Raw genomic sequence first — 24,909 nt, 5'->3', positions numbered from 1 at the left:
GGCTCGGACGCCGAGGTCGCACGCCACGCACACCTCACCGGTGTGAACGCGGTGTCTCAGGACCTCAGACGAGCAACGTCCTTCTCCAATCGACGGCAACAGAACCTTGTACACCGTACGAAGGGGCAGGGAAGCATGTCAACGCAATTAACGCGCGCGCTCGGGGGCGCGCGTGGCGCACATCCCGCAGGCGCTCAGCAGGCGTCCCGCATCAGCTCGGCCAGGTCGTGGTCGAGGTTCAGCTGGAGGTGCTCCAGGCCGACGGGCACCAGGGCGCCGGTCGCCTCCAGGAACCGCCGGATCTCGCCGGAGCGCACGTGCACGATCGCGGTGCCCTCGGGCGCGTGGAACTCCAGGACGGTGCGGTCGTAGCCGTACGGACGCACCCGGACGTCGCCGTGGCCCTCCGGGCCCTGCAGCCCGGCGGCCAGCAGCTCGCGGGAGAAGGTCCAGCAGACCTCGACGCCCTCCAGGGTGGCCGGGGCCGGGAAGGTCATGCGGACGGCGAACGGGTCGCTCCGGTCGTAGCGCAGCGTGGCGGGAATGCTCGGCATGCGCGGTGCGGCGGCGACGAGGCGGGCCTCTACGGGCTGCTCGATGACGGTGGACAACGCCTTGCTCCCTCGTGACGGCTGGACGAACTTCCGGGCGGGTGAGGCCTGGCATGGGAAGAGACGTAGGAATCGGCCAATGCGTGCACACCCGGGACGAGTGACCTCGGTCACCGCGGTCGGGTACGTGCGGAGGGACGTGGGGTCCTCTTTCGGACACGGACGGGTGGCCGTACGGGCCCTCTGGACGCCGGCAGGCCCGTGGGCTAGCTTCGCCCGCCATGAGGCGTTCGGGGAGCACGCGACGCAGGGGACGGACGGGCCGGCTGGTGGCGGCGGGGGTGGCGTGCGGGGCGGCGCTGGCCGCGCTGACGGTCCCGGCCGCCGAGGCACGACAGCTCGGTCAGGGAGACCGGGGAACCGTGCACTGGGAGGCGAAGGACAGCGGCACCCCGCAGGTGCGCTTCCGGGGCCTTGCGGCCGTCGACCGCGACACCGCCTGGCTGGCCGGTACCGCGGGCACCGTGCTGCGCACCACCGACGGCGGGGCGAGCTGGCGGAACGTCTCTCCGCCCGGCGCGGCCGACCTGCAGTTCCGTGACGTCGAGGCGTTCGACGCGCGGCGCGCGGTGGTGCTGGCCATCGGTGAGGGCGAGGCCTCCCGCGTCTACCGCACCGACGACGGCGGAGCGACGTGGACCGAGTCCTTCCGCAACACCGACCCGAAGGCCTTCTACGACTGCCTCGCCTTCTTCGACCGCCGGCACGGCCTCGCCATGAGCGACCCCGTCGACGGCAGGTTCCGCATCCTGTCCACCAGCGACGGCGGCCGCTCCTGGCGGGTGCTGCCCGCCGACGGCATGCCGGCCGCCCTGGACGGCGAGGCCGGATTCGCCGCGAGCGGCCAGTGCCTGGTCACCTCCGGGCCGAAGGACGTCTGGCTGGCGACCGGCGGCGGCGCGCACGCGCGCGTGCTGCACTCCGCCGACCGCGGACTGACCTGGACGGCCGCCGACACGCCCGTCCCCGCGGGCGATGCGGCCAAGGGCGTCTTCGCGCTCGCCTTCCGCGACCGCACCCACGGCCTCGCGGTCGGCGGCGACTACCGCCCCGACCAGTCCTCGCCGCAGGCCGCCGCGGTCACCTCCGACGGCGGCCGCACCTGGCACCCCGCCGCCGGCCCGCCGCCCGCCTACCGGTCCGGCGCCGCCTGGCTCCCGTACAGCCGCAGCGCCGCGCTCGCCGTCGGCCCCACCGGCACGGATCTGACCACCGACGGCGGCCGCACCTGGCGGACCGTCGACACCGGCTCGTACGACACCGTGGACTGCACCCCCGACCTCAGCTGCTGGGCGGCGGGGGAGAAGGGGCGCGTGGCGCGGCTGGAGAGCTGATGCAGGACGCCTGATCACGGGTACCCGGTCACCGCACACGAGAGGAAGTGAGCGGTCATGCCACGCGGTGCCAGTCCCAAGCGGGAACGCCAGTACGAACACATCAAGCAGAGCGCGCTGGAACGGGGCGAGAGCGAGCAGCGCGCAGAGGAGATCGCCGCGCGGACGGTGAACAAGGAACGCGCCCGGTCCGGCGAGTCGCAGAGGGCCAGCCGTACCTCCACCCAGGACATGTCGTCCGGCAAGCGGGGCGGCCAGCGGTCCGGCAAGGGCGCGCAAGGGCCCACCTACGACCAGTTGTACGAGGAGGCCAAGCGGCGCAACATCGAAGGCCGTTCGGACATGAACAAGGCGCAGCTGCAGCGCGCGCTGAACGCCAAGAAGGGCTGAGCCTTCGGGCTCAGCCCGGCGTCTGCCGGTGGCGTTCCAGCTCGAGGGCCGTCATCGTGGCGAGGAACTCGGTGATGCGGTACGTGCACACCCCGGCGGCGACGAACGGGTCGCCCGCGGCGATCTCCTCGATGCGTGCGCGGTTCTCCGCGACGGCCAGGATCACCCCGCCGTCGCGGGGTTCCTTGCGCCCGGAGGCGAGGAAGAAACCCTTCTCGTACTGCTCGTCGAGCCAGGCCCGGTGCGCCGGTATCACGGCGTCCACGGCGTCGAGCGGGGCGGTGTAGGTGAGCTCCAGCACGAACATGATCGCGAGCCTACCCCCGGGACCCGTCCGGGCGCGGGCGGACCGTACAGTCTTGGCCATATGACGACCGTAGGCGTACCCGCGGGCTGGCCCGCGACCGAGGAAGAGGCCCGCGCCGTCCAGGACGAGCTGCGCGGGCGGGTGGTGCTCGACGAGCCGGGGCCACCGCCCGGGACGGGACATGTCACGGGCGTCGACGTCGCCTACGACGACGACCGCGACCTCGTCGCCGCGGCGGCCGTCGTCCTGGACGCGGTCACTCTGGACGTCGTCGCACAGGCGACGGCCGTCGGCCGGATCTCCTTCCCTTACGTGCCCGGACTGCTCGCCTTCCGCGAGATCCCGACCGTGCGAGCCGCCCTGGACGCCCTGCCCTGCCCGCCGGGCCTGGTCGTGTGCGACGGCTACGGCCTCGCCCACCCGCGCCGCTTCGGCCTCGCCAGCCATCTCGGCGTGCTCACGGACCTGCCCACCATCGGCGTCGCCAAGAACCCGTTCACCTTCACGTACGACGACCCCGGGCACGCGCGGGGCAGTTCCGCACCGCTCCTCGCCGGCAGTGAGGAGGTCGGCCGCGCCCTGCGCACCCGGGACGGCGTCAAGCCGGTCTTCGTCTCCGTCGGCCACCGGGTGAGCCTCGACAACGCCCTGGCGCACACCCTGGCCCTGACGCCCGCGTACCGCCTGCCGGAGACCACCCGCCGGGCGGACGCGCTGTGCCGGCGGGCGCTTCAGGAGGCGTCGATGCGCCAGGCACCGACCTCCTGATACCGCGAGTCGAGGACGGCGGAGCCGTCGCCGGGTTCGAGGGCGTAGTGGCGGAGGTTGCCGCCCCAGTAGCGCAGGATCCGCCCCAGCTCGCCGGCTCGGTCCGCCGCCGACGCGCCCTCGTCCACGGTCACTTCGAGTACGAACTTCACTGCCGTTCCTCCTCCTTCGGCCTGGGCTTCAAGCGTCTCATTGAAGGTCCCGGTGAAGGTCCTGGGCGCAGAGCGGCAGGCTGCCGCCAGTGCCCGCCTCAGAAAGTCTCAAAGCGCAGGGAAGGCCCGAGGCCTAGCGATCCGCCGCCACCCGGAAGGTGATCCCCGCCGCGCGCAGCCGCTGCGTCAGCGCGTCTCCCATCGCGACGGCCGGGGTGACCTGTCCGGCGGTCGGCGGCAGCTCGTCGAAGGCCAGGCTGAGGGCCGCCTCGGCGAACATCTTCGCCGTCTCGTCGTAGCCCGGGTCGCCGCCCGCGACTTCGGTGAACACGCGCCGCCCGCCGCCCTCGCCGACGAAGCGCACCCGGAACCAGCTCTTCGCCCGCTTCTCCGGACCCGGCCCGTCCCCGGGCCGCAGCCGGTCCGACAACCAGCGCCGCGCGGGCGGCAGTTGGGCGGCGGCGAGGAGTGCGCCGACGGCGGCGACGCCACCCGCGGCGACCGGCAGGTGCCGGACGGCCGCATAGTGCCGGTAGCGGAAGTCGGGGCCGTACCGGTCCAGGGCCTTCGCCGAGCGGCGCACGATCTGCGGGTCGATGGTCGGCAGCGGCAGCGCCCAGGCGCCGACCTCCTTCGCGAACCGCGGCACGCCCGTCGGTGCCGCCACCCGGCGCTCCATCAGGCGCGGCTCGTACCGGCCGCGTTCGCGGGCCGCGGCCACCAGCTGCCGGCCGCGCGCGAACTGGTTCAGCGCCGAGGCCAGCGTGCCGCCGGAGAACGTCGCGTCGGCGGTCACGAACCCGTCCACGGTCAGCGGCACTCCCTCCGGCAGCTGCCGGACGGTGAAGTACACGCCCAGGTCGTGCGGTACGGAGTCGAAGCCGCAGGCGTGCACCAGGCGGGCGCCGGTCTCCCGCGCGCGTGCGTCGTGCCGGACGTACATGAGGTCCACGAACTCGGGCTCGCCGGTGAGGTCGAGGTAGTCGGTGCCGGTGTCCGCGCAGGCGGCGACGAGTTCCTCGCCGTGGGTGATGTACGGCCCCACGGTCGTGGCCACCACGCGCGCGTGCTCGGCGAGCACGCGCAGGGTGGCCGGTTCTCGTACGTCGGCGCGGAGCACCCCGATGCCGGAGCCACCGGGGAGCCGTTCGCGCAGCTGCTCCAGCTTCTTCTCGTCGCGGCCCGCGATCGCCCAGCGCAGGTCCTCGGGGGCGTGGGCGGCGAGGTACTCCGCGGTGAGCGTGCCGACGAAGCCGGTGGCCCCGAAGAGCACGACGTCGTAGGGACGGTCCGTCGTCTTCATCCTGCTCATGACACCCCTTGCTCGTGCAGCGCGCGCCGCTGTCGGTGGCCGAGGCTAGCGTGAAGCGTACGGACCCGGATACGGCCTCGGCAGGGCCGTGCGGGCACTTGTCTAAGCGCTTGCTCGTTAGGTCTTGTGCCCGGTGGAACGTGTTCTTAGCATCACCGGTGTTACATCAGTTGTGTCACATGGGCTTGGGGGCAGGACGGGATGAGGACGGCAGGGACGCCGACTGCGCCGGGGCACGGCCCGCTCAGCGGCGTGCGCGTGGTGGAGCTGGCCGGTATCGGGCCGGGCCCGTTCGCCGCCATGCTCCTCGCCGACCTGGGCGCCGACGTGGTCCGGGTGGACCGCCCGGGCGGCCCGGGCCTCGCGATCGACCCCGCGTACGACGTCACGAACCGCAACAAACGCTCGGTGGTCGTCGACCTCAAGGCACCGGACGGCCCCGCGCGCGTGCTGGACCTCGCCGGACGGGCCGACGTGCTCATCGAGGGCTACCGCCCCGGAGTGGCCGAGCGGCTCGGCGTCGGCCCCGAGGACTGCCACGCCCGCAACCCCCGGCTGGTCTACGGCCGGATGACCGGCTGGGGCCAGGAAGGCCCCCTCGCCGACCGCGCGGGGCACGACGTGGCGTACATCGCTCTCACCGGCACCCTCGGCATGATCGGCCGCCCGGACGAGCCCCCGGCCGTCCCCGCCAACCTGCTCGGCGACTACGCGGGCGGCTCCCTCTACCTGGTCGTCGGCGTCCTCGCCGCCCTGCACCACGCGCGCGCGACCGGCACCGGACAGGTCGTGGACGCGGCCATCGTGGACGGCGCCGCGCACCTGTCCGCGATGATCCACGGCATGCTGGCCGCGGGCGGCTGGCAGGACCGGCGCGGCGCGAACCTCCTGGACGGCGGCTGCCCGTACTACGGCACCTACGAGACCGCCGACGGCGGGTACATGGCGGTCGGCGCCCTGGAGGCCCGGTTCTACGAGGAGTTCCTGCACCTGCTCGGCCTGGACGACCTGGCCCCGGCCCGCAAGGACTGGACCCGCTGGGGCGAGCTGCGCGAGCGCGTCGCCGCCCGCTTCAGGTCTCGCACGCGGGACGAGTGGACGGCCGTCTTCGAGGGCTCCGACGCCTGCGTGGCGCCCGTCCTGTCGCTGCGGGAGGCCCCGCAGAACCCGCACCTGGCCGCCCGCGGCACCTTCACCGACCACGGCGGCATCACCCAGCCGGCCCCCGCACCGCGCTTCTCCGCGACGCCGACGACCATCCGCACCGGCCCCGCCCTGCCTGGCGCCGACACGGAGACGGTGGCGCGGGATTGGGGCATACCTGACCTCGTGAACGACGACCTGGTCACGGACGGCGACTGAGCCCGCCCGCCCGACGACCCGCCCGGCCCACCCTCCCGAAAGGCACCCCAGTGAGCACCGAAGCGTACGTGTACGACGCGATCCGCACCCCGCGCGGCCGCGGCAAGGCGAACGGCGCCCTGCACGGCACGAAGCCCATCGACCTGGTCGTCGGCCTGATCCACGAGATCCGCGACCGTTTCCCGGGCCTCGACCCGGCCGCCATCGACGACATCGTCCTCGGCGTCGTCGGCCCGGTCGGCGACCAGGGCTCCGACATCGCCCGGATCGCTGCCATTGCCGCCGGACTGCCGGACACGGTCGCGGGCGTCCAGGAGAACCGCTTCTGTGCCTCGGGCCTGGAGGCCGTCAACCTGGCCGCCGCCAAGGTCCGCTCCGGCTGGGAGGACCTCGTGCTGGCCGGTGGCGTGGAGTCCATGTCGCGCGTGCCGATGGCCTCGGACGGTGGCGCCTGGTTCAACGACCCGATGACCAACCTGGCCGTCAACTTCGTGCCGCAGGGCATCGGCGCCGACCTCATCGCCACCATCGAGGGATTCTCCCGGCGTGACGTCGACGAGTACGCGGCCCTGTCCCAGGAGCGCGCCGCCACCGCCTGGAAGGAGGGCCGCTTCGACCGCTCCGTGGTCCCGGTCAAGGACCGCAGCGGCCTGGTCGTCCTGGACCACGACGAGCACATGCGCCCCGGCACCACCGCCGACTCCCTCGCGGGGCTCAAGCCGTCGTTCGCGGACATCGGCGAAATGGGCGGCTTCGACGCCGTCGCGCTGCAGAAGTACCACTGGGTGGAGAAGATCGACCACGTCCACCACGCGGGCAACTCCTCCGGCATCGTGGACGGCGCCTCGCTGGTCGCGATCGGCTCCAAGGAGGTCGGCGAGCGCTACGGCCTCACCCCGCGCGCGCGGATCGTCTCCGCCGCGGTCTCCGGCTCCGAGCCCACCATCATGCTCACGGGTCCCGCGCCCGCCACCCGCAAGGCGCTCGCCAAGGCCGGCCTGACCATCGACGACATCGACCTGGTCGAGATCAACGAGGCGTTCGCCGCGGTCGTGCTGCGGTTCGTCAAGGACATGGGCCTGTCCCTGGACAAGGTCAACGTCAACGGCGGCGCCATCGCCCTCGGCCACCCGCTCGGTGCGACCGGCGCGATGATCCTCGGCTCGCTCGTGGACGAACTGGAGCGCCAGGACAAGCGGTACGGCCTCGCCACCCTCTGCGTGGGCGGCGGCATGGGCATCGCCACCATCGTCGAGCGCATCTGAACTCCCCGCGGCATCACAAGACTTCAACGGAGACGACTGTCATGACCGAGAGCACCACCATCCGCTGGGAGCAGGACGACACCGGTGTCGTCACCCTCGTCCTCGACGACCCGAGCCAGTCCGCGAACACCATGAACCAGGCGTTCCGCGACTCCCTCGCCGCGATCACCGACCGCCTGGAGGCCGAGCAGGACTCCATCCGCGGCATCATCTTCACCTCCGCCAAGAAGACCTTCTTCGCGGGCGGCGACCTGCGCGACCTGATCCGGGTCACCCCGGAGACCGCGCAGGACCTCTTCGACGGCGGCCTCGCCATCAAGCGCAACCTGCGCCGCATCGAGACCCTCGGCAAGCCGGTCGTCGCCGCGATCAACGGCGCGGCCCTGGGCGGCGGTTTCGAACTCGCCCTAGCCTGCCACCACCGGGTCGCCCTGGACACCTCCGGCACCAAGATCGGCTGCCCCGAGGTCACCCTCGGCCTGCTCCCCGGCGGAGGCGGCGTCGTCCGCACCGTACGGCTGCTGGGCATCGCGGACGCCCTGCTGAAGGTGCTCCTCCAGGGCCAGCAGTACAACGCCCGGCGCGCCCAGGAGAACGGCCTGGTCCACGAGGTCGCCGCCACGCCCGAGGAACTGCTCGCCAAGGCCCGCGCCTTCATCGACGCCAACCCCGAGTCGCAGCAGCCCTGGGACAAGCCCGGCTACAAGATCCCGGGCGGTACGCCGGCCAACCCCAAGTTCGCCGCCAACCTGCCCGCCTTCCCGGCCACCCTGCGCAAGCAGACGAACGGCGCGCCCTACCCGGCGCCGCGCAACATCCTCGCCGCGGCCGTCGAGGGCTCCCAGGTCGATTTCGAGACGGCCCAGGTCATCGAGGCCCGCTACTTCGTGGAGCTGGCCGCCGGACAGACCTCCAAGAACATGATCCAGGCGTTCTTCTTCGACCTCCAGGCCGTCAACTCCGGCGCCAACCGCCCCCAGGGCATCGAGCCCCGCCAGGTCCGCAAGGTCGCCGTCCTGGGCGCCGGCATGATGGGCGCCGGCATCGCCTACTCGTGCGCCCGAGCGGGCATCGACGTCGTCCTGAAGGACGTCTCCCCGGAGGCGGCCGCCAAGGGCAAGGGCTACTCCGAGAAGCTGTGTGCCAAGGCCGTCGCCAAGGGCCGTACCAGCCAGGAGAAGGCCGACGCGCTGCTCGCCCGCATCACCCCCACCGCCGAGGTCGCCGACCTCGCGGGCTGCGACGCGGTGATCGAGGCCGTCTTCGAGGACACGGCCCTCAAGCACAAGGTCTTCCAGGAGATCGAGTCCGTCGTCGCGCCGGACGCACTGCTGTGCTCCAACACCTCCACCCTGCCGATCACCGCCCTCGCCGAGGGCGTGGAGCGCCAGACCGACTTCATCGGTCTCCACTTCTTCTCGCCTGTCGACAAGATGCCGCTGGTGGAGATCATCAAGGGCGAGCGGACCGGCGATGAGGCTCTCGCGCGCGCCTTCGACCTGGTCCGGCAGATCAACAAGACGCCGATCGTCGTCAACGACTCGCGCGGCTTCTTCACCTCCCGGGTGATCGGTCACTTCATCAACGAGGGTGTCGCCATGGTGGGGGAGGGCATCGAGCCCGCCTCCGTGGAGCAGGCCGCCGCCCAGGCCGGCTACCCGGCCAAGGTGCTCTCCCTGATGGACGAGCTGACCCTCACCCTCCCGCGCAAGATCCGCAACGAGTCGAAGAAGGCCGTCGAGGAGGCGGGCGGCACCTGGACCGCGCACCCGGCCGAGACGGTCATCGACCGCATGGTCGACGAGTTTGGCCGCCCCGGCCGCAGCGGCGGCGCCGGCTTCTACGACTACACGGAGGACGGCAAGCGGGCCGGGCTGTGGCCGGGCCTGCGCGAGCACTTCACGAAGGCCGGGTACGAGATCCCGTTCCGCGACATGCAGGAGCGGATGCTCTTCTCCGAGGCGCTCGACACGGTCCGCCTCGTCGAAGAGGGCGTGCTGACCTCGGTCGCCGACGCCAACATCGGCTCCGTCTTCGGCATCGGCTTCCCCGGCTGGACCGGTGGCGTGCTCCAGTACATCAACGGCTACGAGGGCGGCCTGGCTGGATTCGTGGCACGCGCGCGTGAACTCGCCGAGCGCTACGGCGAGCGCTTCAACCCGCCCGCGCTGCTCGTGGAGAAGGCGGAGCAGGGGGTGACCTTCACCGACGCCCGCTGAGCGGGACGCTCAGCGGTACGCCACCGCTTCGCCGGGGCGTGGACCGGTCGCCGATCCGCTTCCGGTCCCGTCCCCGCCGGGGGCGCGCCGACAAGGCTGTTCCGGCGGCTCAGGACGTCCGGGTCCTCACCCACCGGCGATATCGGAGACGTCCGCTACAAGGCCGCTGAGCCATGGGGGCGTTGGCGGCCTCTCCCGGGGCAGCTTGCGCGTCGTGCTTCGAGTGAACCGCTCGCCGTTCGGATCCAGGAACGTGATCAGCTCGATGAGCGCGTGCTGGATCTCGACCAGCCGCGGCTCGAAACGGAAGTCGTCGCCCAGCGCTCGAATCGACTCGTCCAGGGAGGCGAACCAGGCTGCGAACGCCTCGTCGGTCTCGAGGCGTCGGCAGAACTCCGCATAGCCGATACAGCCTTGCTGGTCCCCGTCCGGACTGATCACCAACTCGCCGATGGCCCGCTGTTCACCCCGGAACAGCCGGAACCGCGCGCCTCGGTTGCGGTCCGAGTTGAATCCGATGGAGACCTGGTGAAGGAGTTCCACCACCTTCCGGTTCTCTTCTCGACTGCCCGTGTCCAGGAACTGGATCCGCCGCCGAAGGATCTCGACCCAGCCGAAGTATTCCGCTATCACGTACAGCGTGTTGCGGCGTGCGTACTCCCGTTCCTGCGGGCTGCCCTCCTTGTAGTAGAGGGTCAGGAACCCGAACCGGCTGCGCGACATGTTGTAGATCCGCGACTGAAGATCGTAGGCGGCCCACAGGAGCGGATCGCGGACATGGCTCATCACATCCTGACGGTCCGCGTCTCGCGCGAGCGCCGTGGTCTGGCGTTCCAACTCCGCGGCCAGAAGTGCCTGTCGGCTGCTGGCGCGCACGCTGAGAACCACACTTGTCAAAGCCACGGCCCCCGAGATCGAGGCGACGACGAGTTCTGTACTCACGACGGGGACGGTACGCGATCACTGCGCAGAGGACTGCGACTCCTTGAGCCAGGTGCGCAGTTCCTGCTTCAGGGAGCGCTGAAAGGTCGTCAGCAGGGCCTGTACCACCAGAGGTTGCATGTCGGCGGAGAGCGACCGCACGTCTTTCGTGTCCCGTTCCGCCACCTGGCTCCGCAGGAGCTGCGACAGCTCGTGGGCTGCCGCGCGCGAGTGCTCCAGGAGCACCTTGCGGGCCGCCAGGATCGCCTCCTGGGACAGCGGTACGTCGAGCAACTCGACGCCGAGCCGGAGCAGACCCAGGTCGACGCGGTAGGCGTCACCGGCCCGCTCGACGACGTTCATCGCCGTGAGCCGGTCCAGGTCCCCGTCGTCCAGGGGCCGCCCGGCCCGCCGCTGGAGTTCCTCGCGCGGCAGTGTCTCCGTGTGGTCCGGGGCCCAGGACGACACCACCGCCCGGTGCACGGCGAGGTCGTGCGCGGTCAGGTCCGGCGGCAGCCGCCCCAGATACCGCTCGATCGCCGCGAGCGTCATGCCCTGCTGCTGCAGCTCCTCGATGAGGGCCAGCCGCGCCACGTGCCCAGATCCGTAGCGGCCCACCCGGCGCGGACCGATCACCGGCGGCGGGAGAAGCCCCTTGCTGCCGTAGAAGCGGACGGTGCGGACCGTGACGCCGGCCCGGGCGGCCAGCTCGTCGATGGTGAGGGTCGGCTCCTCGGCTTCGGTCGTCATGTGCAGCAGTATCGCTGTCTCACCAGGAGTGTGAAACCTGTGGTGAACGGGATGTGGACCCCGCATGGACCCTGTATGGATCATGTGAGAAGTAACGCTCTGTGACATGGGCCACCGCGTATCCGGCGACCTCTCTGGGAAGCTGCTGCCTTGGTCTGTGCCGCGACACACCAGGGTGGTGCGGGCCGAACTGTACGGACACCCGGGCCCACGAGGTCCGGGCCCACCAGGAAGTGGAACCACCCGTGAGCAACGAAGCCGTGGAAACGGCCCAGGCCGCCGCGCGTCCCCAGGCGGCCCAGACGCCCGCGGACGCGGGCGACGCCGGCTACAGCAAGGACCTCAAGGCCCGCCACGTCAACATGATCGCCATCGGCGGCGCCATCGGCACCGGACTCCTCCTGGGCGCCGGCGGCCGCCTGCACAACGCGGGCCCGGCGCTCGCCCTGGCCTACCTGGTCTGCGGCGTCTTCGCCTTCTTCGTCGTCCGCGCCCTCGGCGAGCTGGTCCTGTACCGGCCGTCCTCCGGCTCCTTCGTGTCGTACGCGCGCGAGTTCCTCGGCGAGAAGGGCGCCTACGTCGCCGGCTGGATGTACTTCCTGAACTGGTCGACCACCGGCATCGCCGACATCACCGCGATCGCGCTCTACACGCACTACTGGAGCATGTTCACGTCCATCCCGCAGTGGGTGCTGGCGCTGATCGCGCTCGCCGTCGTGCTGGCCGTGAACCTGATCTCGGTGAAGATCTTCGGCGAGATGGAGTTCTGGTTCGCGATCGTCAAGGTCGCCACCATCGTCGGCTTCATGCTGATCGGCATCTTCCTGCTCGCCACCCAGCACAAGGTCGGCGGCCACACCCCCGGCCTGAACGTGATCACCGACCACGGCGGTGTCTTCCCGCACGGTGTGATGCCGGTCGTCCTGGTCATGCAGGGCGTGATCTTCGCGTACGCCGCGCTGGAGCTGGTCGGCGTCGCCGCCGGCGAGACCGCCGAGCCGGAGAAGGTCGTCCCGCGCGCGGTGAACTCGATCATGTGGCGTGTGGGCCTGTTCTACGTCGGCTCGGTCGTGCTGCTCGCCCTGCTGCTGCCGGGCTCCGTGTACTCCGCCGACCAGAGCCCGTTCGTCACGGTCCTGTCGAAGATCGGTGTTCCCGCGGCCGGTGACGTGATGAACCTGGTCGTGCTGACCGCCGCCATGTCCTCGCTGAACTCCGGCCTGTACTCCACCGGCCGCATCCTGCGCTCCATGGCCATGGCGGGCTCCGCCCCGAAGTTCACCGCGCGCATGAACCGCAGCCAGGTCCCCTACGGCGGCATCCTGCTGACCTGCGCGGTGTGCGTGCTCGGCGTCGGCCTGAACTACCTGATGCCCAGCCAGGCCTTCGAGATCGTGCTGAACATCGCCTCCCTCGGCATCATCAGCACCTGGGTGATCATCATGCTCTGCCACATGATCTTCGTCCGGCGGGCCCGCGCGGGCCTGGCCACCCGGCCGCACTTCCGCCTCAAGGGCAGCCCGGTCACGGAGATCGCCACGATCACCTTCCTGCTGGTCTGCCTCGGCATGATGTGGAACGACCCCGAGGTCGGCCGCAAGACCCTGCTCCTCATCCCGGTGATCGCCCTGCTGCTGGTCGCCGGCTGGTTCGCCGTCCGCCGCCGGGTGTCCAAGGACACCGACAAGGAACTGTCGCAGCTGGCGAAGTAGCAGCTCACCGCCACTGTCAGTGGCACCGCCTACGGTGGCGTCATGTCGGAGATCATGTATGTCCGGGGTGACGCCACCGTTCCGTCGGTCAAGGGCGTCAAGGTGATCGCCCATGTCTGCAACGACATCGGGGGCTGGGGGAAGGGCTTCGTCCTGGCGCTCTCGCGCCGCTGGCCGGAGCCGGAGGCGGCGTACCGGGCATGGCACCGCGACCGGGCCGGGAACGACTTCGGCCTGGGCGCCGTGCAGATGGTCAAGGTCGAGCCGTACGTCTGGGTGGCCAACATGGTCGGCCAGCGCGGCATCCGCAGCGGCAGCAAGGGCGTCCCGGTCCGCTACGAGGCCATCGACACCGCCCTCGGCCGCCTCGCCGACGAAGTGATCGAACTCGGCGCGTCCGTGCACATGCCCCGCATAGGCTGCGGCCTGGCGGGCGGCAAGTGGGCCCGCATAGAGCCGCTCATCACCGAGCGGCTGGTGCAGCGCGGGATCGCAGTGACGGTGTACGACCACGGGGAGGGCGGGGGATGACCGCGCAGGTAGGCGGCCACGACGTTCTGGTGCTGGGCGGAGCCGGTGTGGACACGATCGTCCCTGTCCCCGAACTGCCGCTCCCGTACGCCGACAGCTACATGATCGACTCCGGGATCCGCACCCGGGCCGGGCAGACCGGTGACTTCGTCGCGCTGGGACTGGCCGCGCTGGGACTGCGCACCCACCACCTTGATCTGCTCGGCGACGACCCCGAGGGCGACCTCGTCCGCGCACTGCACCAGGAGTGGGACATCGGGCTCACCGCGCTCCCACAGCCCGCCGGGACCAAGCGCGCGGTGAACCTCGTGGGCCCGGACGGGCGCCGTCTGTCCCTGTACGACACCAGCCGCGCCCACACCGACGACCACTTCCCCGAGGAGACCCTGCGCACGCTGGCGGCGGCGAGTCGGCACGTCCACGTGACCATCACCCAGCCCTGCGCCCACGCCCTGCCGGTGCTGGCCGAGACGGGCATACCCCTCTCCACCGATCTGCACGACTGGGACGGCGAGAACCCGTACCACGAGCCGTTCGCGCTCGCGGCGGACGTCGTCTTCCTCTCGGTGGCCGCGCTGACCGACCCCGAGCGGACCCTGCGGCGCATCGCCGAGCGCGGCCGGGCGGAGGCCGTCATCGCCACCGCGGGCGCCGAGGGCGCGTATCTGCTGGCCGACGGCGAGCTGAACCGGATACCGGCCGTGGCTCCGCCCGCGCCGGTGGTCGACTCCAACGGCGCGGGCGACGCCTTCGCCGCCGCGTTCCTCTACGGCCGCCTCACCGGCGAGGCGCCCCTGCGGTGCGCCCTCTACGGCGCGGTCGCCGGGGCGTACGCCTGCACGGTCCCGGCCGCCCGCGGGGACGCGATCGGCCGGGACGAACTGCTCGGGCGGGCGGCCGAGCCGAGACCGTGAGGTGCCCGGGGCGTCAGTGCCCGTGCACCTCGTTCGTCGCCTCGATCTTCTTCCACGACTTCGGCTGCACGACCGCCGTACCCGTCTTCACGAGGGACGCCGTGCGGGCGGCGGGCGCGGCCGGCTTCGACGGCTGGAACAGCCAGGTGTCGAACAGCGCGGCCAGCGGCTTGCCGGACACCTGCTCGGCGTACCTCTGGAAGTCGGCCACGGACGCGTTGCCGTACGCGTGCTCCTTCGGCCAGCCCTTCAGGATCGCGAAGAACGCGTCGTCGCCGATCCCGTTGCGCAGCGCCTGGAGGGCGAGGGCGCCCCGGTCGTACACGGCGATGTGGAACTGGTCGTCCGGACCCGGGTCACCGGGCTTGACCGTCCAGAACGCGTCGTCGGCCGGGTGCGAGGCGTACACGTAGTCGGCGAGTTCCTGAGTGGTGCCCTCGCCCTCGTGCTCGGACCACAGCCACTGCGCGTAGCGCGCGAAGCCCTCGTTGATCCAGATGTCCTTCCAGCCCTTCAGCGACACGTCGTCGCCGTACCACTGGTGGGCGAGCTCGTGCACGACGACGGAGGTGTTGGAGCCGTTCGCGAACTGCTTCTGGCTGTAGTAGACGCGGGTCTGCGTCTCCAGTGCGAAGCCGGTCGTGGTGTTCGGCACGTACCCGCCGGCCGAGCCGAACGGATACGGCCCGAAATAGCCGCTCAGCCAGTCCACGACTTCCCCGGTGCGCTCCACGCTCGCCCGCGCGGCACCGTCGTTGTCGCCGAGGTCCTTGCTGTAGGCGTTGACGACCGGCACCCCGCCCTCGGAGGTGCTCGTCGTGATGTCGAACTTCCCGACCGCGAGCGTGGCCAGATAGGTCGCCTGCGGCTTGTTCTGCCGCCAGTTGTAGCGGGTCCAGCCCAGCTTCGAACCGGTCGACTGCAGCGTGCCGTTGGAGATGGCCTGGGTGCCGTCCGGGACGGCCACCGACACGTCGTAGGTGGCCTTGTCGCTCGGGTGGTCGTTGCTCGGGAACCACCACCAGGCGGCCTCGGGCTCGTCCGCGGCCACCGCGCCGTCCGGCGTGCGGTGCCAGGTGGTGACACCGTAGGCGCTCTTCGCCGACGGCACCCCGCTGTAGCGGACGACGACGGTGACCGGCGTGCCCTTGGCCAGCGGCGTCTTCGGGGTGACGACCAGTTCGTGCTGGCCGGAGGTCGCGAAGGACGCCTTGGCGCCGTTGACCCGCACCTCGCTCACGTCCAGCAGGAAGTCCAGGTCGAAGCTGGACAGATCCTGCGTGGTCCGCGCCAGGATGGTCGCGGTGCCCTGCAACTCGTCCGTCTTCGGCTGGTACCGAAGCCTCAGGTCGTAGTGCGAGACGTCGTAGCCACCGTTGCCGTAGTTCGGGTAGTAGGGGTCGCCGATGCCCGGCGCGCCAGGGGTGTAGCTCGCGGCCGATGCCGGGATCGCCAGCAGGAGGGAGGCCGCCGCGAGTGCGCCGGGCGCGATGATTCTGCGGTGCACGTCAGCTCCAAGTCGTCGGGACAGGAAGTCTGGTCGGAGCCTATTCAGTCGCTGTGGCCCCTGACCTGTCCATGGCCACCGCTGTCACACGATCGCCATTCGGCCGACATGAACCGGCGCGCCCTCAGCTGCCCTCTTCTGCACGGGAGTTGACCGGAGTACCGTCCGCCCATGCCGACACGCACCCCGACGCGCACGCGCTTCACGATCTGGAGAACGCTCGCGACCGCGGCCGTCACAGCCCTGCTGGCCGCCTTCCTCACCCCCACCGCCGCGCAGCCTGCTCACGCCGCACCCCGCGAGAGCCGGCCCGTCTACTCCTACGCCCACGCCGTCCGCGAGTCGGCCTGGGTGGACACCGGCCTCGACGAGGACGGTGACGGGAAACACGACCGCGTCGCGGCCGACATCGTCCGGCCCGCCGAACCCGCCCGCCAGGGCCGCAAGGTGCCGGTCATCATGGACGCCAGCCCCTACTACTCCTGCTGCGGACGCGGCAACGAGAGCCAGCGCAAGACGTACGACGCGCACGGCCACGTCGTCCAGATGCCGCTGTTCTACGACAACTTCTTCGTGCCCCGCGGCTACGCCTTCGTCGGCGTCGACCTGACGGGCACCAACCGCTCCGACGGCTGCGTCGACGTCGGCGGCCGCTCCGACATCCGGTCGGCAAAAGCGGTGGTCGACTGGCTGAACGGCCGCGCCACGGCGTACACGACCCGGACCGGCGCGCGCACCGTCAAGGCGAGCTGGACGAACGGCCGGACCGGAATGATCGGCAAGAGCTGGGACGCGACGATCGCCAACGGGGTCGCGGCCACCGGCGTCAAGGGTCTGAGGACCATCGTCCCGATCAGCGGCATCTCCTCCTGGTACGACTACTACTTCGCCCAGGGCGCGGCGCTGTACGACGGCGGCCCCGACGAGCTGGCCGGGCTCGTCGAGAGCGACGGCGCGCAGGCCCACTGCGCGGCCGTACAGAAGAAACTCGCCGACGGCAGCCCGCGCAGCGGGGACTGGACGCCGCTGTGGACCGAGCGGAACTACGTCAAGGCCGCGGCCAAGGTGCGGGCCAGCGTGTTCCTCGTGCACGGCATGCAGGACCTCAACGTGCGCACCAAGCACTTCGGTCAGTGGTGGGACGCCCTGGCGAAGCACGGTGTCCAGCGCAAGATCTGGCTCTCCCAGACCGGCCATGTCGACCCCTTCGACTACCGGCGCGGCGCCTGGGCCGACACCCTGCACCGCTGGTTCGACCACGAACTCCTCGGCTACGACAACGGCATCGAGCGCGAGCCGATGGCCGACATCGAGCGCCACCCCGACCAGTGGGTGACCTCGAAGGTGTGGCCGCCGCACGGCACCGTGACCACCACGCTCCGCCCGGCCTCCGGCGCCCGGCCCGGCGTCGGCACCCTCGGCCTGCGTCCGGCCACCGGCACCGAGGCGTTCACCGACGACCCGAGGCTGAGCGAGACCGACTGGGCCGCCCACCTCACCACGCCCACACCCGAGAAGGCCGGCTTCATCACGGCGCCGCTCACCCACGACCTGCGCCTGTCCGGCTCCTCCGAGGTGACCGTGACCGCCACCCCGACCACCTCCTCGGCCCACCTGTCCGCCGTGCTGGTGGACCTCGGCCCGGACACCATCCGCGACTACGCCGACGGCGCCGAAGGCATCACCACGCTCGTCTCCCGCACGTGCTGGGGCGAGAGCACGGCCGGGGACAGCGCCTGCTTCAAGGCGACCAAGGCGAAGACGGCCAAGGTCGACTACACGGTCCTCAGCCGCGGCTGGGCCGACCTCGGCCACTACGCCTCCCTCGGGAAGGGCGTCCCGCTCACCCCGGGCAAGGCGTACACCATGACCCTCGACCTCGCGGCCACCGACCACGTCGTCCCCAAGGGCCACCGCCTGGCACTCATCGTCGCCGGCACCGACAGGGACCTGATCGAACCGGCGTCCACCAAGCCGACCCTCACCCTGGACCTGTCCCGCACGACGGCCCGGCTCCCTCTGGTCGGCGGCACGACGGCGTTCGCCCTGGCCACCTCCGGCAGCGCGTCCGCCGCACCCGCACCGCGGACACTGGACGGCGTACGCGCCCCGCGGGCCGCCCAGCACATCCCCGCGAACTGATCACTCAGGCAGTACGCGTTCCCTTCGGGGCACATCACCCGGTGTTGAGCGGCCGACCCTCCGCGCGGTCGCCCGCTCAACACCGGCGCGCCCCTCCGGCGCAGGTCCCCGCCGGCGTGCCCTCCAGCTCACGTCGACACCGGCGTGCCTCTTCGGCGCAGGTCAGCGTCGGTGCGCTCGTCCGGGCTCAGCAGCACCGGCGCGCGTCGATCCGGCCAGGTCAGCACCGGCGCGCCGTCCAGCTCACGTCGACACCGGCGCGCCCGTCCGGCGCAGGTCAGCATCGGTGTGGTCGTCCGGTTCGGGTGAACATCGGCGTGCTTCTCCGGTGCAGGTCAGCGTCGGTGCGCTCGTCCGGGCTCAGCAGCACCGGCGCGCGTCGATCCGGCTCAGGTCAGCACCGGCGCGCCGTCCAGCTCACGTCGACACCGGCGCGCCGTCCAACTCACGTCGACACCGGCGCGCCCGTCCGGCTCACGTCAGCACCGGCGTGCCCCTCCGGCTCAGCTCAACACCAGCGTCCACGACTCACGGCCCGGTCAGCCCCGCCGCCTCCCGGGCGCAGCCCCAGGCCACCGTGATCCCGGCCCCGCCGTGGCCGTAGTTGTGCACCAGTACACGCCCGTCCGGCAGGGGCTGCCGTTCGAGCCGTACGGCGTGCCGGGCGGGCCTGAGGCCCACGCGGTGTGCCAGCACCCGCGCCCCGGCGATCTCGGGCCGGACGGCCGCGCAGCGCGCGACGATCGCCGCGGCGGTCGCGGGATCCGGTTCCGGCGACCAGGCGTCCTCCTCCGCCGTGCCACCCAGGATCAGCCCGCCCGGCTGTGGGAAGAAGTAGGTGGAGGCGTCGGAGGAGTGCTCGACGGACGTGAACCACGTCGTGATCCCCGGGTTCTCCACCACGACCAGCTGCCCGCGCACCGGACGCACTGCGGGATCGGGCACCAGCGAACGCGCCCCCAGCCCCGTGCAGTTGACCACCGCAGCGGCGGGCACCGCGGCCAGGTCCGTCACCTCCCGCTCCTCCACCGCGCCCCCCGCCTTCGCGAACCGCTCCCGCAGCCACGCCAGATGGACCGGCATGTCGATCAACGGCAGCCGCGCCGCCAGCCCTTCGGGCACCGCCCGCAGCCCCGGCACCCGGCCCGCCCACGCACCCAGCTCGTCCAGACGCATCCCCCGGTGTACGCCCTCGACCAGGCGTACGCCCGTCACCTCGGGGCGGCCGGCCAACTCCTCGTACACGCCCAGGGACTCCAGTGCCCACGCGCCGACCAGCGGCTCGGGCTCGATCCGGTACGGCCACCACAGCCCGCCGGCGACCGCCGAGGTCGTGCGCTCGGCGGGCTCGCGGGCCCACACCCGGACCCGGCGGCCCGACTCGGCCAGCAGGACGGCCGTCGTCAGCCCGGCGACCCCGCTGCCGACCACGATCACTTCGTCACCCGACTCGCGCTCCACGCCAGGACGCTAACGGAAAATGTCATGCTGCGCTCATATCCGTCCCCTTGTGGGGATACTCACAGCATGTCTGCCGCATACGCGACCTTCGGCCTGGCACCGGCGATGCGCGCCGGCGGTGTCCTCGCCGACGGCGGCTACCAGGTCCACCGCGACTTCGTGGACTTCGTCGTGGACGGACGTCCGCTGCTGTTCCAGCTCTCCGACCTGGACGCCGTCTCCCCGCTCGCCTCCGATGTCCCGCCGGCCATCTTCACCGCGCAGGTGCGCAGCCTGTTACTGGAGGCCGAACCACCGCTCCCGGACGGCCGGTTCGTGATCTACGGCTGTCCCGAGTGCGCGGACCTGGGCTGCGGCGCGGTCACCGCCGTCATCGAGCGGGACGGCGACGACTACATCTGGCGGGACTTCGCCTGGCAGACCGACGAGCACGCCGATCTGGAACGCAGCGGCTACCACGGCATCGGGCCGTTCCGCTTCGCCGGAGCCGAGTACCGCGCCGCCCTCGCCGCCCTGCTCGAGGACGCCGACGACCCGCCCGCGCCCCGCCGCCGGGTGCTGCTGATCGGCGCCCGGGTCGCCGTCCTCGCCAAACTCGCCGCCGCGCTGCGCACCATCGGCATCGGCGCCGACATCACCCAGGACGCCCGCGCCGTCCCCGCCGAGGAACTGCGCGGCTACGGCGCCGTCGCCTTCGGACGCGCCGTCGCCGAGGCCGAACGGGCCGCCGTACGAGAGGCGTTCGAGCGGGCCGGGGTGGAGGTCGCCCAGGTGGACGGCCTGGCCCCGATCATCCCGCTGCTCGTCGCGCAGATCGAGAACGCCCTCGACCGCAGCCCCCTCCCGCAGCGCCGCCTGACCGATCTGGTCGCCGCCGACGGCGCGGCCGACGTCGAGGTGACCTCGCCGTGCCGGGTCCGCATCACCGCGTACCGCCTCGACCGGCTCTACCGCACCCACACCCGAGAGATCTTCGACGGCATCCTGGAGCCCGGCCGGCACCGCATTCCGCTGGACCCGAAGGCGGTGAAGGGGGAGTCGTTCGTGGTGGCCAGGACCTCCGGAGGCGTGTTGGTGCAGCCGATAGGGAGACGAGGGCCGGCCGGCCCCCGGCGGACGGCAGGAAACCCTGCTGAGCGGCACCCTCCGGGGACATTAGGATCGGCCTCCTGATGACTGCCACCCTCGTCGCCAAGAATCTCGCCGCCGGACACGGCGACCGCTCCCTCTTCTCCGGGCTCGACCTCGTGGTCGCGCCCGGTGATGTGATCGGGCTGGTCGGCGCGAACGGTGCGGGCAAGTCCACCCTGCTGCGCCTGCTCGCCGGACTGACCCCGCCCGAGCAGGGCGAGCTGCGCCTGTCCCCGCCCACCGCGACGGTCGGCCACCTGCCGCAGGAGCCGGAGCGCCGGCCGGGGGAGACGGTCCGGGAGTTCCTGGCCCGCCGCACCGGCGTGGCCGAGGCACAGCGCGTGATGGACGAGGCCACGCAGGCACTGGTCGACGGCGCACCCGGCGCCGACGACGCGTACGCGACCAGCCTGGAGCGCTGGCTGAACCTCGGCGGCGCCGACCTGGAGGAGCGCGCCGAGGAGATCGCCGACTCCCTCGGCCTGGCCGTCGACCTGGACCAGCCGATGACCGCCCTCTCCGGCGGCCAGGCGGCCCGCGCCGGCCTCGCCTCCCTCCTGCTCTCCCGCTACGACGTCTTCCTCCTGGACGAGCCCACCAACGACCTGGATCTGGACGGCTTGGAGCGCCTGGAGCGATTCGTCACCGGCCTGCGCGCGGGGACGGTGGTCGTCAGCCACGACCGCGAGTTCCTCACCCGCACGGTCACCAAGGTCCTCGAACTCGACCTCGCCCAGCGGCAGATCAACCTCTACGGCGGTGGCTACGAGGCCTACCTGGAGGAACGGGACGTCGCCCGCCGGCACGCCCGCGAGGACTACGAGGAGTACGCCGACAAGAAGGCCGCCCTCCAGGACCGCGCGCAGATGCAGCGGTCCTGGATGGACAAGGGCGTGAAGAACGCCCGGCGCAAGGCGGGCAACGACAACGACAAGATCGGCCGCAAGTTCCGCAGCGAGGCCAGCGAGAAGCAGGCCGCCAAGGCCCGCCAGACCCAGCGCATGATCGAGCGTCTCGAGGTGGTCGAGGAGCCGCGCAAGGAGTGGGAACTGCGCATGGAGATCGCGGCCGCCCCGCGCTCCGGCGCGGTCGTGGCGACCCTGCGCGACGCCGAGGTCCGGCGCGGCGACTTCACCTTCGGCCCCGTGTCGCTGCAGATCGACTGGGCGGACCGGGTCGCGGTCACCGGAGCCAACGGAGCCGGCAAGTCGACCCTGCTCGGCGCACTGCTGGGCCGCATCCCGCTCGACTCCGGACATGCCGCGCTCGGCCAGGGTGTCCTGGTCGGCGAGGTGGACCAGGCCCGCAAGCTGTTCCACGGAACCGAGTCCCTGCTCGACGCGTTCTGCGCGGCCGTCCCCGACACCGAGCCGGCCGAGGTCCGCACCCTGCTCGCCAAGTTCGGGCTGAAGGCCGACCACGTCCTGCGCCCGGCCGCGACCCTCTCCCCGGGCGAGCGCACCCGCGCCGCGCTCGCCCTGCTCCAGGGCCGGGGCGTGAACCTCCTCGTCCTCGACGAGCCGACGAACCACCTGGACCTGCCCGCCATCGAGCAACTGGAGTCGGCCCTCGACGCCTACGAGGGCACCCTCCTGCTGGTCACCCACGACCGGCGCATGCTGGACGCGGTCCGGGTGACCCGCCGCCTGGAGGTGGCGAGCGGGAAGGTGACCGAGCGCTAGGGCGGAATCACCCGATCACATACCGCAGTGACACGGGATGCCCTAGCGTATGGCGCCTCGAAGTGCCACCGGTGGGGGAGGATCGGGTGCACACAGCAGAGGGCGGGGCCACGGGCAGCCCCCAGTACGGCGATCATGTCGACCTGCGCGGCGGCCGGTTCTACGGTCCGGTCTCGCTCGGCGCCACGCACGCAGACCCCGCGAGCGGGCCGAACGTGCTGTCCGCGCTGCCCGCCGCCCCGGTCGGATTCACCGGCAGGGAACGCGAACTGGCGGCGCTCCTGCGGGGCCTTCGGCCGCCGGACGACACCGCGGCCACCGACTCGTCCCAACTGTGGGCCGTGACCGGTCTCGGCGGCATCGGCAAGACGGCGCTCGCACTGCGTGCGGCCCATGTCGCCCGGCACGAGGGCTGGTTCTCCGGCGGGATCCTGTTCCTCGACCTGGCGGGGTACGACGACACCCCGGTGTCCCCCGCCAGGGCCGTCGCGTCCCTGCTGTACGCCCTCGGCGTCGGCGGCGCCCATCTGCCCTCGGAGGAGGTCGACCAGCACGCCCTGTACCTCAGCCGCCTGGCCACGCTCGCCGACGAGGGCAGGCGGGTGCTGCTGCTGTTCGACAACGTCTGCGAGGCCGGTCAGCTCCCGCCGCTCCTGCCGGGCAGCGACGCGCACCGCGTCGTCTTCACCTCACGGGAGTCCCATCCCTCGCTGCCGGCCCGGGAACTGTCGCTCGGCCCGCTGTGCCCGCGCGACTCCACCGCGCTCATCGCCGAGGCGCTGAGGCTGCGCGAGGAAGGAGACGACCGGCTGGAGCGGGAGGCCGAGTCGCTCGGCGAACTGACGGGACTGTGCGGGCACGTGCCCCTCGCCCTGCAGATCGCGGCCGCGCTCCTGCGCCACCACCGCTCACGGGGCCGCGTCGCCTCCCTGGTCACGGAACTCCGCTCCGGGACCCATCTCACCGACACCCTGCGCAGCCGGGGCGTCGACCAGTACGGCAGGCCGCTGGCGCTGGCGCCCGTGTTCGAGGCCTCCGTGCGCCGCCTGCCCGTCGGCCGTGCCCGGGCCCTGTGTCTGCTGGCGCAGGTCCCCTGCGCGGACTACGACACGGACACGGCCGCGGTGATCACCGGACTGCCGGGTCCGCAGGCGTTGGACGTGCTCGACGACCTCGCGTGCGCGCACCTGGTGACACGGGGCCAGCCCGGCGACGACGTCCGGGAACGCTGGCACATCCACGATCTCGTCCGCAGCTACGCCTGCGCCCTCGCCTCCGCGGACCCGCAGTCGGGCGGGGAGGCCCGTACGGCCCGGGCCCGGGTCCGCCGGCACTACCACCGGCAGGCCGCGGACCGTGACCGCCATCTGCCCGCGCCGGTGCACGACCCCTCCCCGGACGCCGTCCGGCGCCGGGAGGCCGCCCTGGCCTGGTTCGACGTCGAGCACGCGAACCTCGTCGCCGCCGTGCTGTGGCCGGACGACGAGGAGCCGGAGGTCCGGGTGGGCCTCGCCCTGCACCTGGCCGGGTATCTGCGCTGGCGTCGTTTCTTCGAGGAGTGGATCGCCGTCGGCCGCGCGGCGCGCCCCCTCGCCCACCGGCTGGGGGACGAGCGCGCCGAGGCGGCCGTCTGCAATCACCTCGGCAACGCCCTGTCGCGCGGGGGAGACCCCGACGCGGCCATCGAACCGCTCACGCACGCCGCGCACCTCTACCACCGGACCGGGGACGCGACGGGCGAGGGCATGGCCTGGAACAACCTCGGCCTCGCCCAGCGCAGATCCGGCGCGTACGGCCTGGCGCTCACCACCCATGTGAGGGCCCGCGGGCGGTTCCGCGACCTCGGCGACCGGTGGAACGAGGGCCGGGCCCAGCACAACATCGGGCTCGCCCTGGACGCGGGAGGACGGCATGCCGAGGCGGCCGCCGCCTTCAGACGGGCCTGCGCACTGCACCGGGGGCACGACCGCATCTATCACGGCGACTCCCTGAGCAGCCTCGGCTGGGCCCTGTACACGGCGGGCCGGACGGAGGAGGCGATCGTCGCGCTCCAGGATTCGCTGCGCATCCGTCAGGAGTACGACAACTGGTACGCGACCGGGCTGACCGGATCCAATCTCGCCCGGGCGCTGGAGGACGCGGGCCGCTTACGGGAAGCGGCCGAGGCGCGGGCCCTGGCCGACGAGGCCTGCGCCCGCGCGGGCACCAGGGCGATCGTCTACGGCCACCATCACTGACCGGCGCCCGAAGCCGCGGCGTCCACGCGTCCGACCTGCGGCGTAGATCCGGGAAGGCGCAGGTCAGGGAAGGCGCGGGGGGGGGGGGGGGGCGGGGGGGGGGGGGGGGCCCCCCCCCCCCTCCCCCGCCCCCCCCTGTTCTTGTTTCCCCCCCCCGCCCCCCCCCCCTCTTTCCCCCCCTCCCCTTTTTTCCGCGCTAAG

General features: G+C 72.0%; 21 protein-coding genes. 13 read left to right on the top strand and 8 right to left on the bottom strand.

Features of this window, described 5'->3' with window-relative positions; translation table 11 throughout:
• Positions 1-194: 194 nt before the first annotated feature.
• Positions 195-611, bottom strand: coding sequence for a spore wall synthesis regulator SsgD (gene ssgD, locus ACZ5DS_RS09645; RefSeq protein WP_468235547.1), 417 nt, complete (start codon positions 609-611; stop codon positions 195-197).
• 221 nt (positions 612-832) lie between these two features.
• On the opposite strand from ssgD, the gene ACZ5DS_RS09640 reads away from it, so the two are divergent.
• Together ACZ5DS_RS09640 and ACZ5DS_RS09635 are read left to right on the top strand one after the other, a co-directional pair.
• Positions 833-1,945 (top strand): WD40/YVTN/BNR-like repeat-containing protein, encoded by a 1,113-nt coding sequence (locus ACZ5DS_RS09640; protein WP_468235545.1) that lies wholly within the window; start codon positions 833-835, stop codon positions 1,943-1,945.
• A gap of 57 nt (positions 1,946-2,002) precedes the next feature.
• Positions 2,003-2,335, top strand: coding sequence for a plasmid stabilization protein (locus ACZ5DS_RS09635; protein WP_468235543.1), 333 nt, complete (start codon positions 2,003-2,005; stop codon positions 2,333-2,335).
• A gap of 10 nt (positions 2,336-2,345) precedes the next feature.
• Here ACZ5DS_RS09635 and ACZ5DS_RS09630 read toward each other — a convergent pair whose 3' ends face one another.
• Positions 2,346-2,642 (bottom strand): YciI family protein, encoded by a 297-nt coding sequence (locus ACZ5DS_RS09630; protein WP_468235542.1) that lies wholly within the window; start codon positions 2,640-2,642, stop codon positions 2,346-2,348.
• Between the two features lie 60 nt (positions 2,643-2,702).
• On the opposite strand from ACZ5DS_RS09630, the gene ACZ5DS_RS09625 reads away from it, so the two are divergent.
• Positions 2,703-3,410: an endonuclease V gene (locus tag ACZ5DS_RS09625; protein ID WP_468235540.1), complete on the top strand. Its 708-nt coding sequence runs from the start codon at positions 2,703-2,705 to the stop codon at positions 3,408-3,410.
• Here ACZ5DS_RS09625 and ACZ5DS_RS09620 read toward each other — a convergent pair.
• Both ACZ5DS_RS09620 and ACZ5DS_RS09615 read right to left on the bottom strand, forming a co-directional pair.
• The gene (locus ACZ5DS_RS09620; protein WP_468235539.1) at positions 3,374-3,562 is read right to left on the bottom strand and encodes a hypothetical protein; all 189 of its coding nucleotides are present in this window, start codon (positions 3,560-3,562) and stop codon (positions 3,374-3,376) included. The genes ACZ5DS_RS09625 and ACZ5DS_RS09620 overlap by 37 nt on opposite strands.
• Positions 3,563-3,695: 133 nt before the next feature.
• Positions 3,696-4,874, bottom strand: coding sequence for a saccharopine dehydrogenase family protein (locus ACZ5DS_RS09615; RefSeq protein WP_468235537.1), 1,179 nt, complete (start codon positions 4,872-4,874; stop codon positions 3,696-3,698).
• A gap of 201 nt (positions 4,875-5,075) precedes the next feature.
• On the opposite strand from ACZ5DS_RS09615, the gene ACZ5DS_RS09610 reads away from it, so the two are divergent.
• From ACZ5DS_RS09610 to ACZ5DS_RS09600, 3 genes are read left to right on the top strand one after another with little or no spacing between them, the layout of a single operon-like run.
• Positions 5,076-6,236 (top strand): CaiB/BaiF CoA transferase family protein, encoded by a 1,161-nt coding sequence (locus tag ACZ5DS_RS09610; protein ID WP_468235536.1) that lies wholly within the window; start codon positions 5,076-5,078, stop codon positions 6,234-6,236.
• A 50-nt stretch (positions 6,237-6,286) separates the two neighbouring features.
• A complete protein-coding gene (locus ACZ5DS_RS09605; RefSeq protein WP_468235534.1) occupies positions 6,287-7,501 on the top strand; it encodes an acetyl-CoA C-acetyltransferase in 1,215 nt (404 codons plus the stop codon).
• Positions 7,502-7,542: 41 nt separating this feature from the next.
• Positions 7,543-9,720, top strand: coding sequence for a 3-hydroxyacyl-CoA dehydrogenase NAD-binding domain-containing protein (locus tag ACZ5DS_RS09600; protein ID WP_468235532.1), 2,178 nt, complete (start codon positions 7,543-7,545; stop codon positions 9,718-9,720).
• Between the two features lie 126 nt (positions 9,721-9,846).
• Here the strand turns inward: ACZ5DS_RS09600 and ACZ5DS_RS09595 are convergent, their stop codons facing one another.
• The gene (locus ACZ5DS_RS09595; RefSeq protein ID WP_468235530.1) at positions 9,847-10,662 is read right to left on the bottom strand and encodes a hypothetical protein; all 816 of its coding nucleotides are present in this window, start codon (positions 10,660-10,662) and stop codon (positions 9,847-9,849) included.
• Between the two features lie 18 nt (positions 10,663-10,680).
• A complete protein-coding gene (locus tag ACZ5DS_RS09590) occupies positions 10,681-11,391 on the bottom strand; it encodes a MerR family transcriptional regulator (RefSeq protein WP_468235529.1) in 711 nt (236 codons plus the stop codon).
• Positions 11,392-11,636: 245 nt separating this feature from the next.
• Between ACZ5DS_RS09590 and ACZ5DS_RS09585 the strand changes: the two genes are divergently transcribed.
• Genes ACZ5DS_RS09585 through ACZ5DS_RS09575 form a run of 3 tightly spaced genes read left to right on the top strand, consistent with a single transcriptional unit; the run spans position 11,637 to position 14,548 of the window.
• Positions 11,637-13,103 (top strand): amino acid permease, encoded by a 1,467-nt coding sequence (locus ACZ5DS_RS09585; RefSeq protein WP_468235527.1) that lies wholly within the window; start codon positions 11,637-11,639, stop codon positions 13,101-13,103.
• A 42-nt stretch (positions 13,104-13,145) separates the two neighbouring features.
• Positions 13,146-13,634 (top strand): macro domain-containing protein, encoded by a 489-nt coding sequence (locus ACZ5DS_RS09580; RefSeq protein ID WP_468235526.1) that lies wholly within the window; start codon positions 13,146-13,148, stop codon positions 13,632-13,634.
• Complete coding sequence (locus tag ACZ5DS_RS09575; RefSeq protein WP_468235524.1) at positions 13,631-14,548, top strand: PfkB family carbohydrate kinase; 918 nt, start codon at positions 13,631-13,633, stop codon at positions 14,546-14,548. Before ACZ5DS_RS09580 ends, ACZ5DS_RS09575 begins: the two co-directional genes overlap by 4 nt.
• Before the next feature lie 13 nt (positions 14,549-14,561).
• On the opposite strand, the gene ACZ5DS_RS09570 is transcribed toward ACZ5DS_RS09575, so the two are convergent.
• Positions 14,562-16,055: a M1 family metallopeptidase gene (locus ACZ5DS_RS09570; RefSeq protein WP_468235522.1), complete on the bottom strand. Its 1,494-nt coding sequence runs from the start codon at positions 16,053-16,055 to the stop codon at positions 14,562-14,564.
• Between the two features lie 171 nt (positions 16,056-16,226).
• Here ACZ5DS_RS09570 and ACZ5DS_RS09565 point away from each other — a divergent pair, with 171 nt between their 5' ends.
• Positions 16,227-18,197 (top strand): Xaa-Pro dipeptidyl-peptidase, encoded by a 1,971-nt coding sequence (locus tag ACZ5DS_RS09565; protein ID WP_468235520.1) that lies wholly within the window; start codon positions 16,227-16,229, stop codon positions 18,195-18,197.
• A gap of 528 nt (positions 18,198-18,725) precedes the next feature.
• Here ACZ5DS_RS09565 and ACZ5DS_RS09560 read toward each other — a convergent pair.
• Positions 18,726-19,634, bottom strand: coding sequence for an FAD-dependent oxidoreductase (locus ACZ5DS_RS09560; protein ID WP_468236394.1), 909 nt, complete (start codon positions 19,632-19,634; stop codon positions 18,726-18,728).
• A 90-nt stretch (positions 19,635-19,724) separates the two neighbouring features.
• On the opposite strand from ACZ5DS_RS09560, the gene ACZ5DS_RS09555 reads away from it, so the two are divergent.
• The 3 genes from ACZ5DS_RS09555 (at position 19,725) to ACZ5DS_RS09545 (ending at position 24,708) form a co-directional block, all read left to right on the top strand.
• On the top strand, positions 19,725-20,831 hold the full coding sequence (locus ACZ5DS_RS09555; RefSeq protein ID WP_468235518.1) for an oxidoreductase: 1,107 nt from the start codon (positions 19,725-19,727) through the stop codon (positions 20,829-20,831).
• On the top strand, positions 20,831-22,471 hold the full coding sequence (locus ACZ5DS_RS09550; RefSeq protein WP_468235516.1) for an ABC-F family ATP-binding cassette domain-containing protein: 1,641 nt from the start codon (positions 20,831-20,833) through the stop codon (positions 22,469-22,471). The genes ACZ5DS_RS09555 and ACZ5DS_RS09550 overlap by 1 nt, the downstream gene beginning before the upstream one ends.
• An 86-nt stretch (positions 22,472-22,557) precedes the next feature.
• Positions 22,558-24,708: a tetratricopeptide repeat protein gene (locus tag ACZ5DS_RS09545; RefSeq protein ID WP_468235514.1), complete on the top strand. Its 2,151-nt coding sequence runs from the start codon at positions 22,558-22,560 to the stop codon at positions 24,706-24,708.
• The last annotated feature ends 201 nt before the right edge of the window (positions 24,709-24,909 follow it).

It is taken from the genome of Streptomyces sp. NPDC031100, assembly GCF_055570785.1.
The sequence above is the reverse complement of the archived record's forward strand: the minus strand, read 5'-3'. Positions and strand labels throughout refer to the sequence as shown.

What these genes read in the sequence shown, in the direction of transcription:
- ACZ5DS_RS09635 (WP_468235543.1), top strand. Translation starts at nt 2,003, where the DNA reads ATGCCACGCGGTGCCAGTCCCAAGCGGGAACGCCAGTACGAACACATC.
- ACZ5DS_RS09555 (WP_468235518.1), top strand. Translation starts at nt 19,725, where the DNA reads ATGTCTGCCGCATACGCGACCTTCGGCCTGGCACCGGCGATGCGCGCC.
- ACZ5DS_RS09550 (WP_468235516.1), top strand. Translation starts at nt 20,831, where the DNA reads ATGACTGCCACCCTCGTCGCCAAGAATCTCGCCGCCGGACACGGCGAC.
- ACZ5DS_RS09625 (WP_468235540.1), top strand. Translation starts at nt 2,703, where the DNA reads ATGACGACCGTAGGCGTACCCGCGGGCTGGCCCGCGACCGAGGAAGAG.
- ACZ5DS_RS09580 (WP_468235526.1), top strand. Translation starts at nt 13,146, where the DNA reads ATGTCGGAGATCATGTATGTCCGGGGTGACGCCACCGTTCCGTCGGTC.
- ACZ5DS_RS09590 (WP_468235529.1), bottom strand. Translation starts at nt 11,391, where the DNA reads ATGACGACCGAAGCCGAGGAGCCGACCCTCACCATCGACGAGCTGGCC.
- ACZ5DS_RS09600 (WP_468235532.1), top strand. Translation starts at nt 7,543, where the DNA reads ATGACCGAGAGCACCACCATCCGCTGGGAGCAGGACGACACCGGTGTC.
- ACZ5DS_RS09565 (WP_468235520.1), top strand. Translation starts at nt 16,227, where the DNA reads ATGCCGACACGCACCCCGACGCGCACGCGCTTCACGATCTGGAGAACG.
- ACZ5DS_RS09575 (WP_468235524.1), top strand. Translation starts at nt 13,631, where the DNA reads ATGACCGCGCAGGTAGGCGGCCACGACGTTCTGGTGCTGGGCGGAGCC.
- ACZ5DS_RS09615 (WP_468235537.1), bottom strand. Translation starts at nt 4,874, where the DNA reads ATGAGCAGGATGAAGACGACGGACCGTCCCTACGACGTCGTGCTCTTC.
- ACZ5DS_RS09610 (WP_468235536.1), top strand. Translation starts at nt 5,076, where the DNA reads ATGAGGACGGCAGGGACGCCGACTGCGCCGGGGCACGGCCCGCTCAGC.
- ACZ5DS_RS09630 (WP_468235542.1), bottom strand. Translation starts at nt 2,642, where the DNA reads ATGTTCGTGCTGGAGCTCACCTACACCGCCCCGCTCGACGCCGTGGAC.
- ACZ5DS_RS09640 (WP_468235545.1), top strand. Translation starts at nt 833, where the DNA reads ATGAGGCGTTCGGGGAGCACGCGACGCAGGGGACGGACGGGCCGGCTG.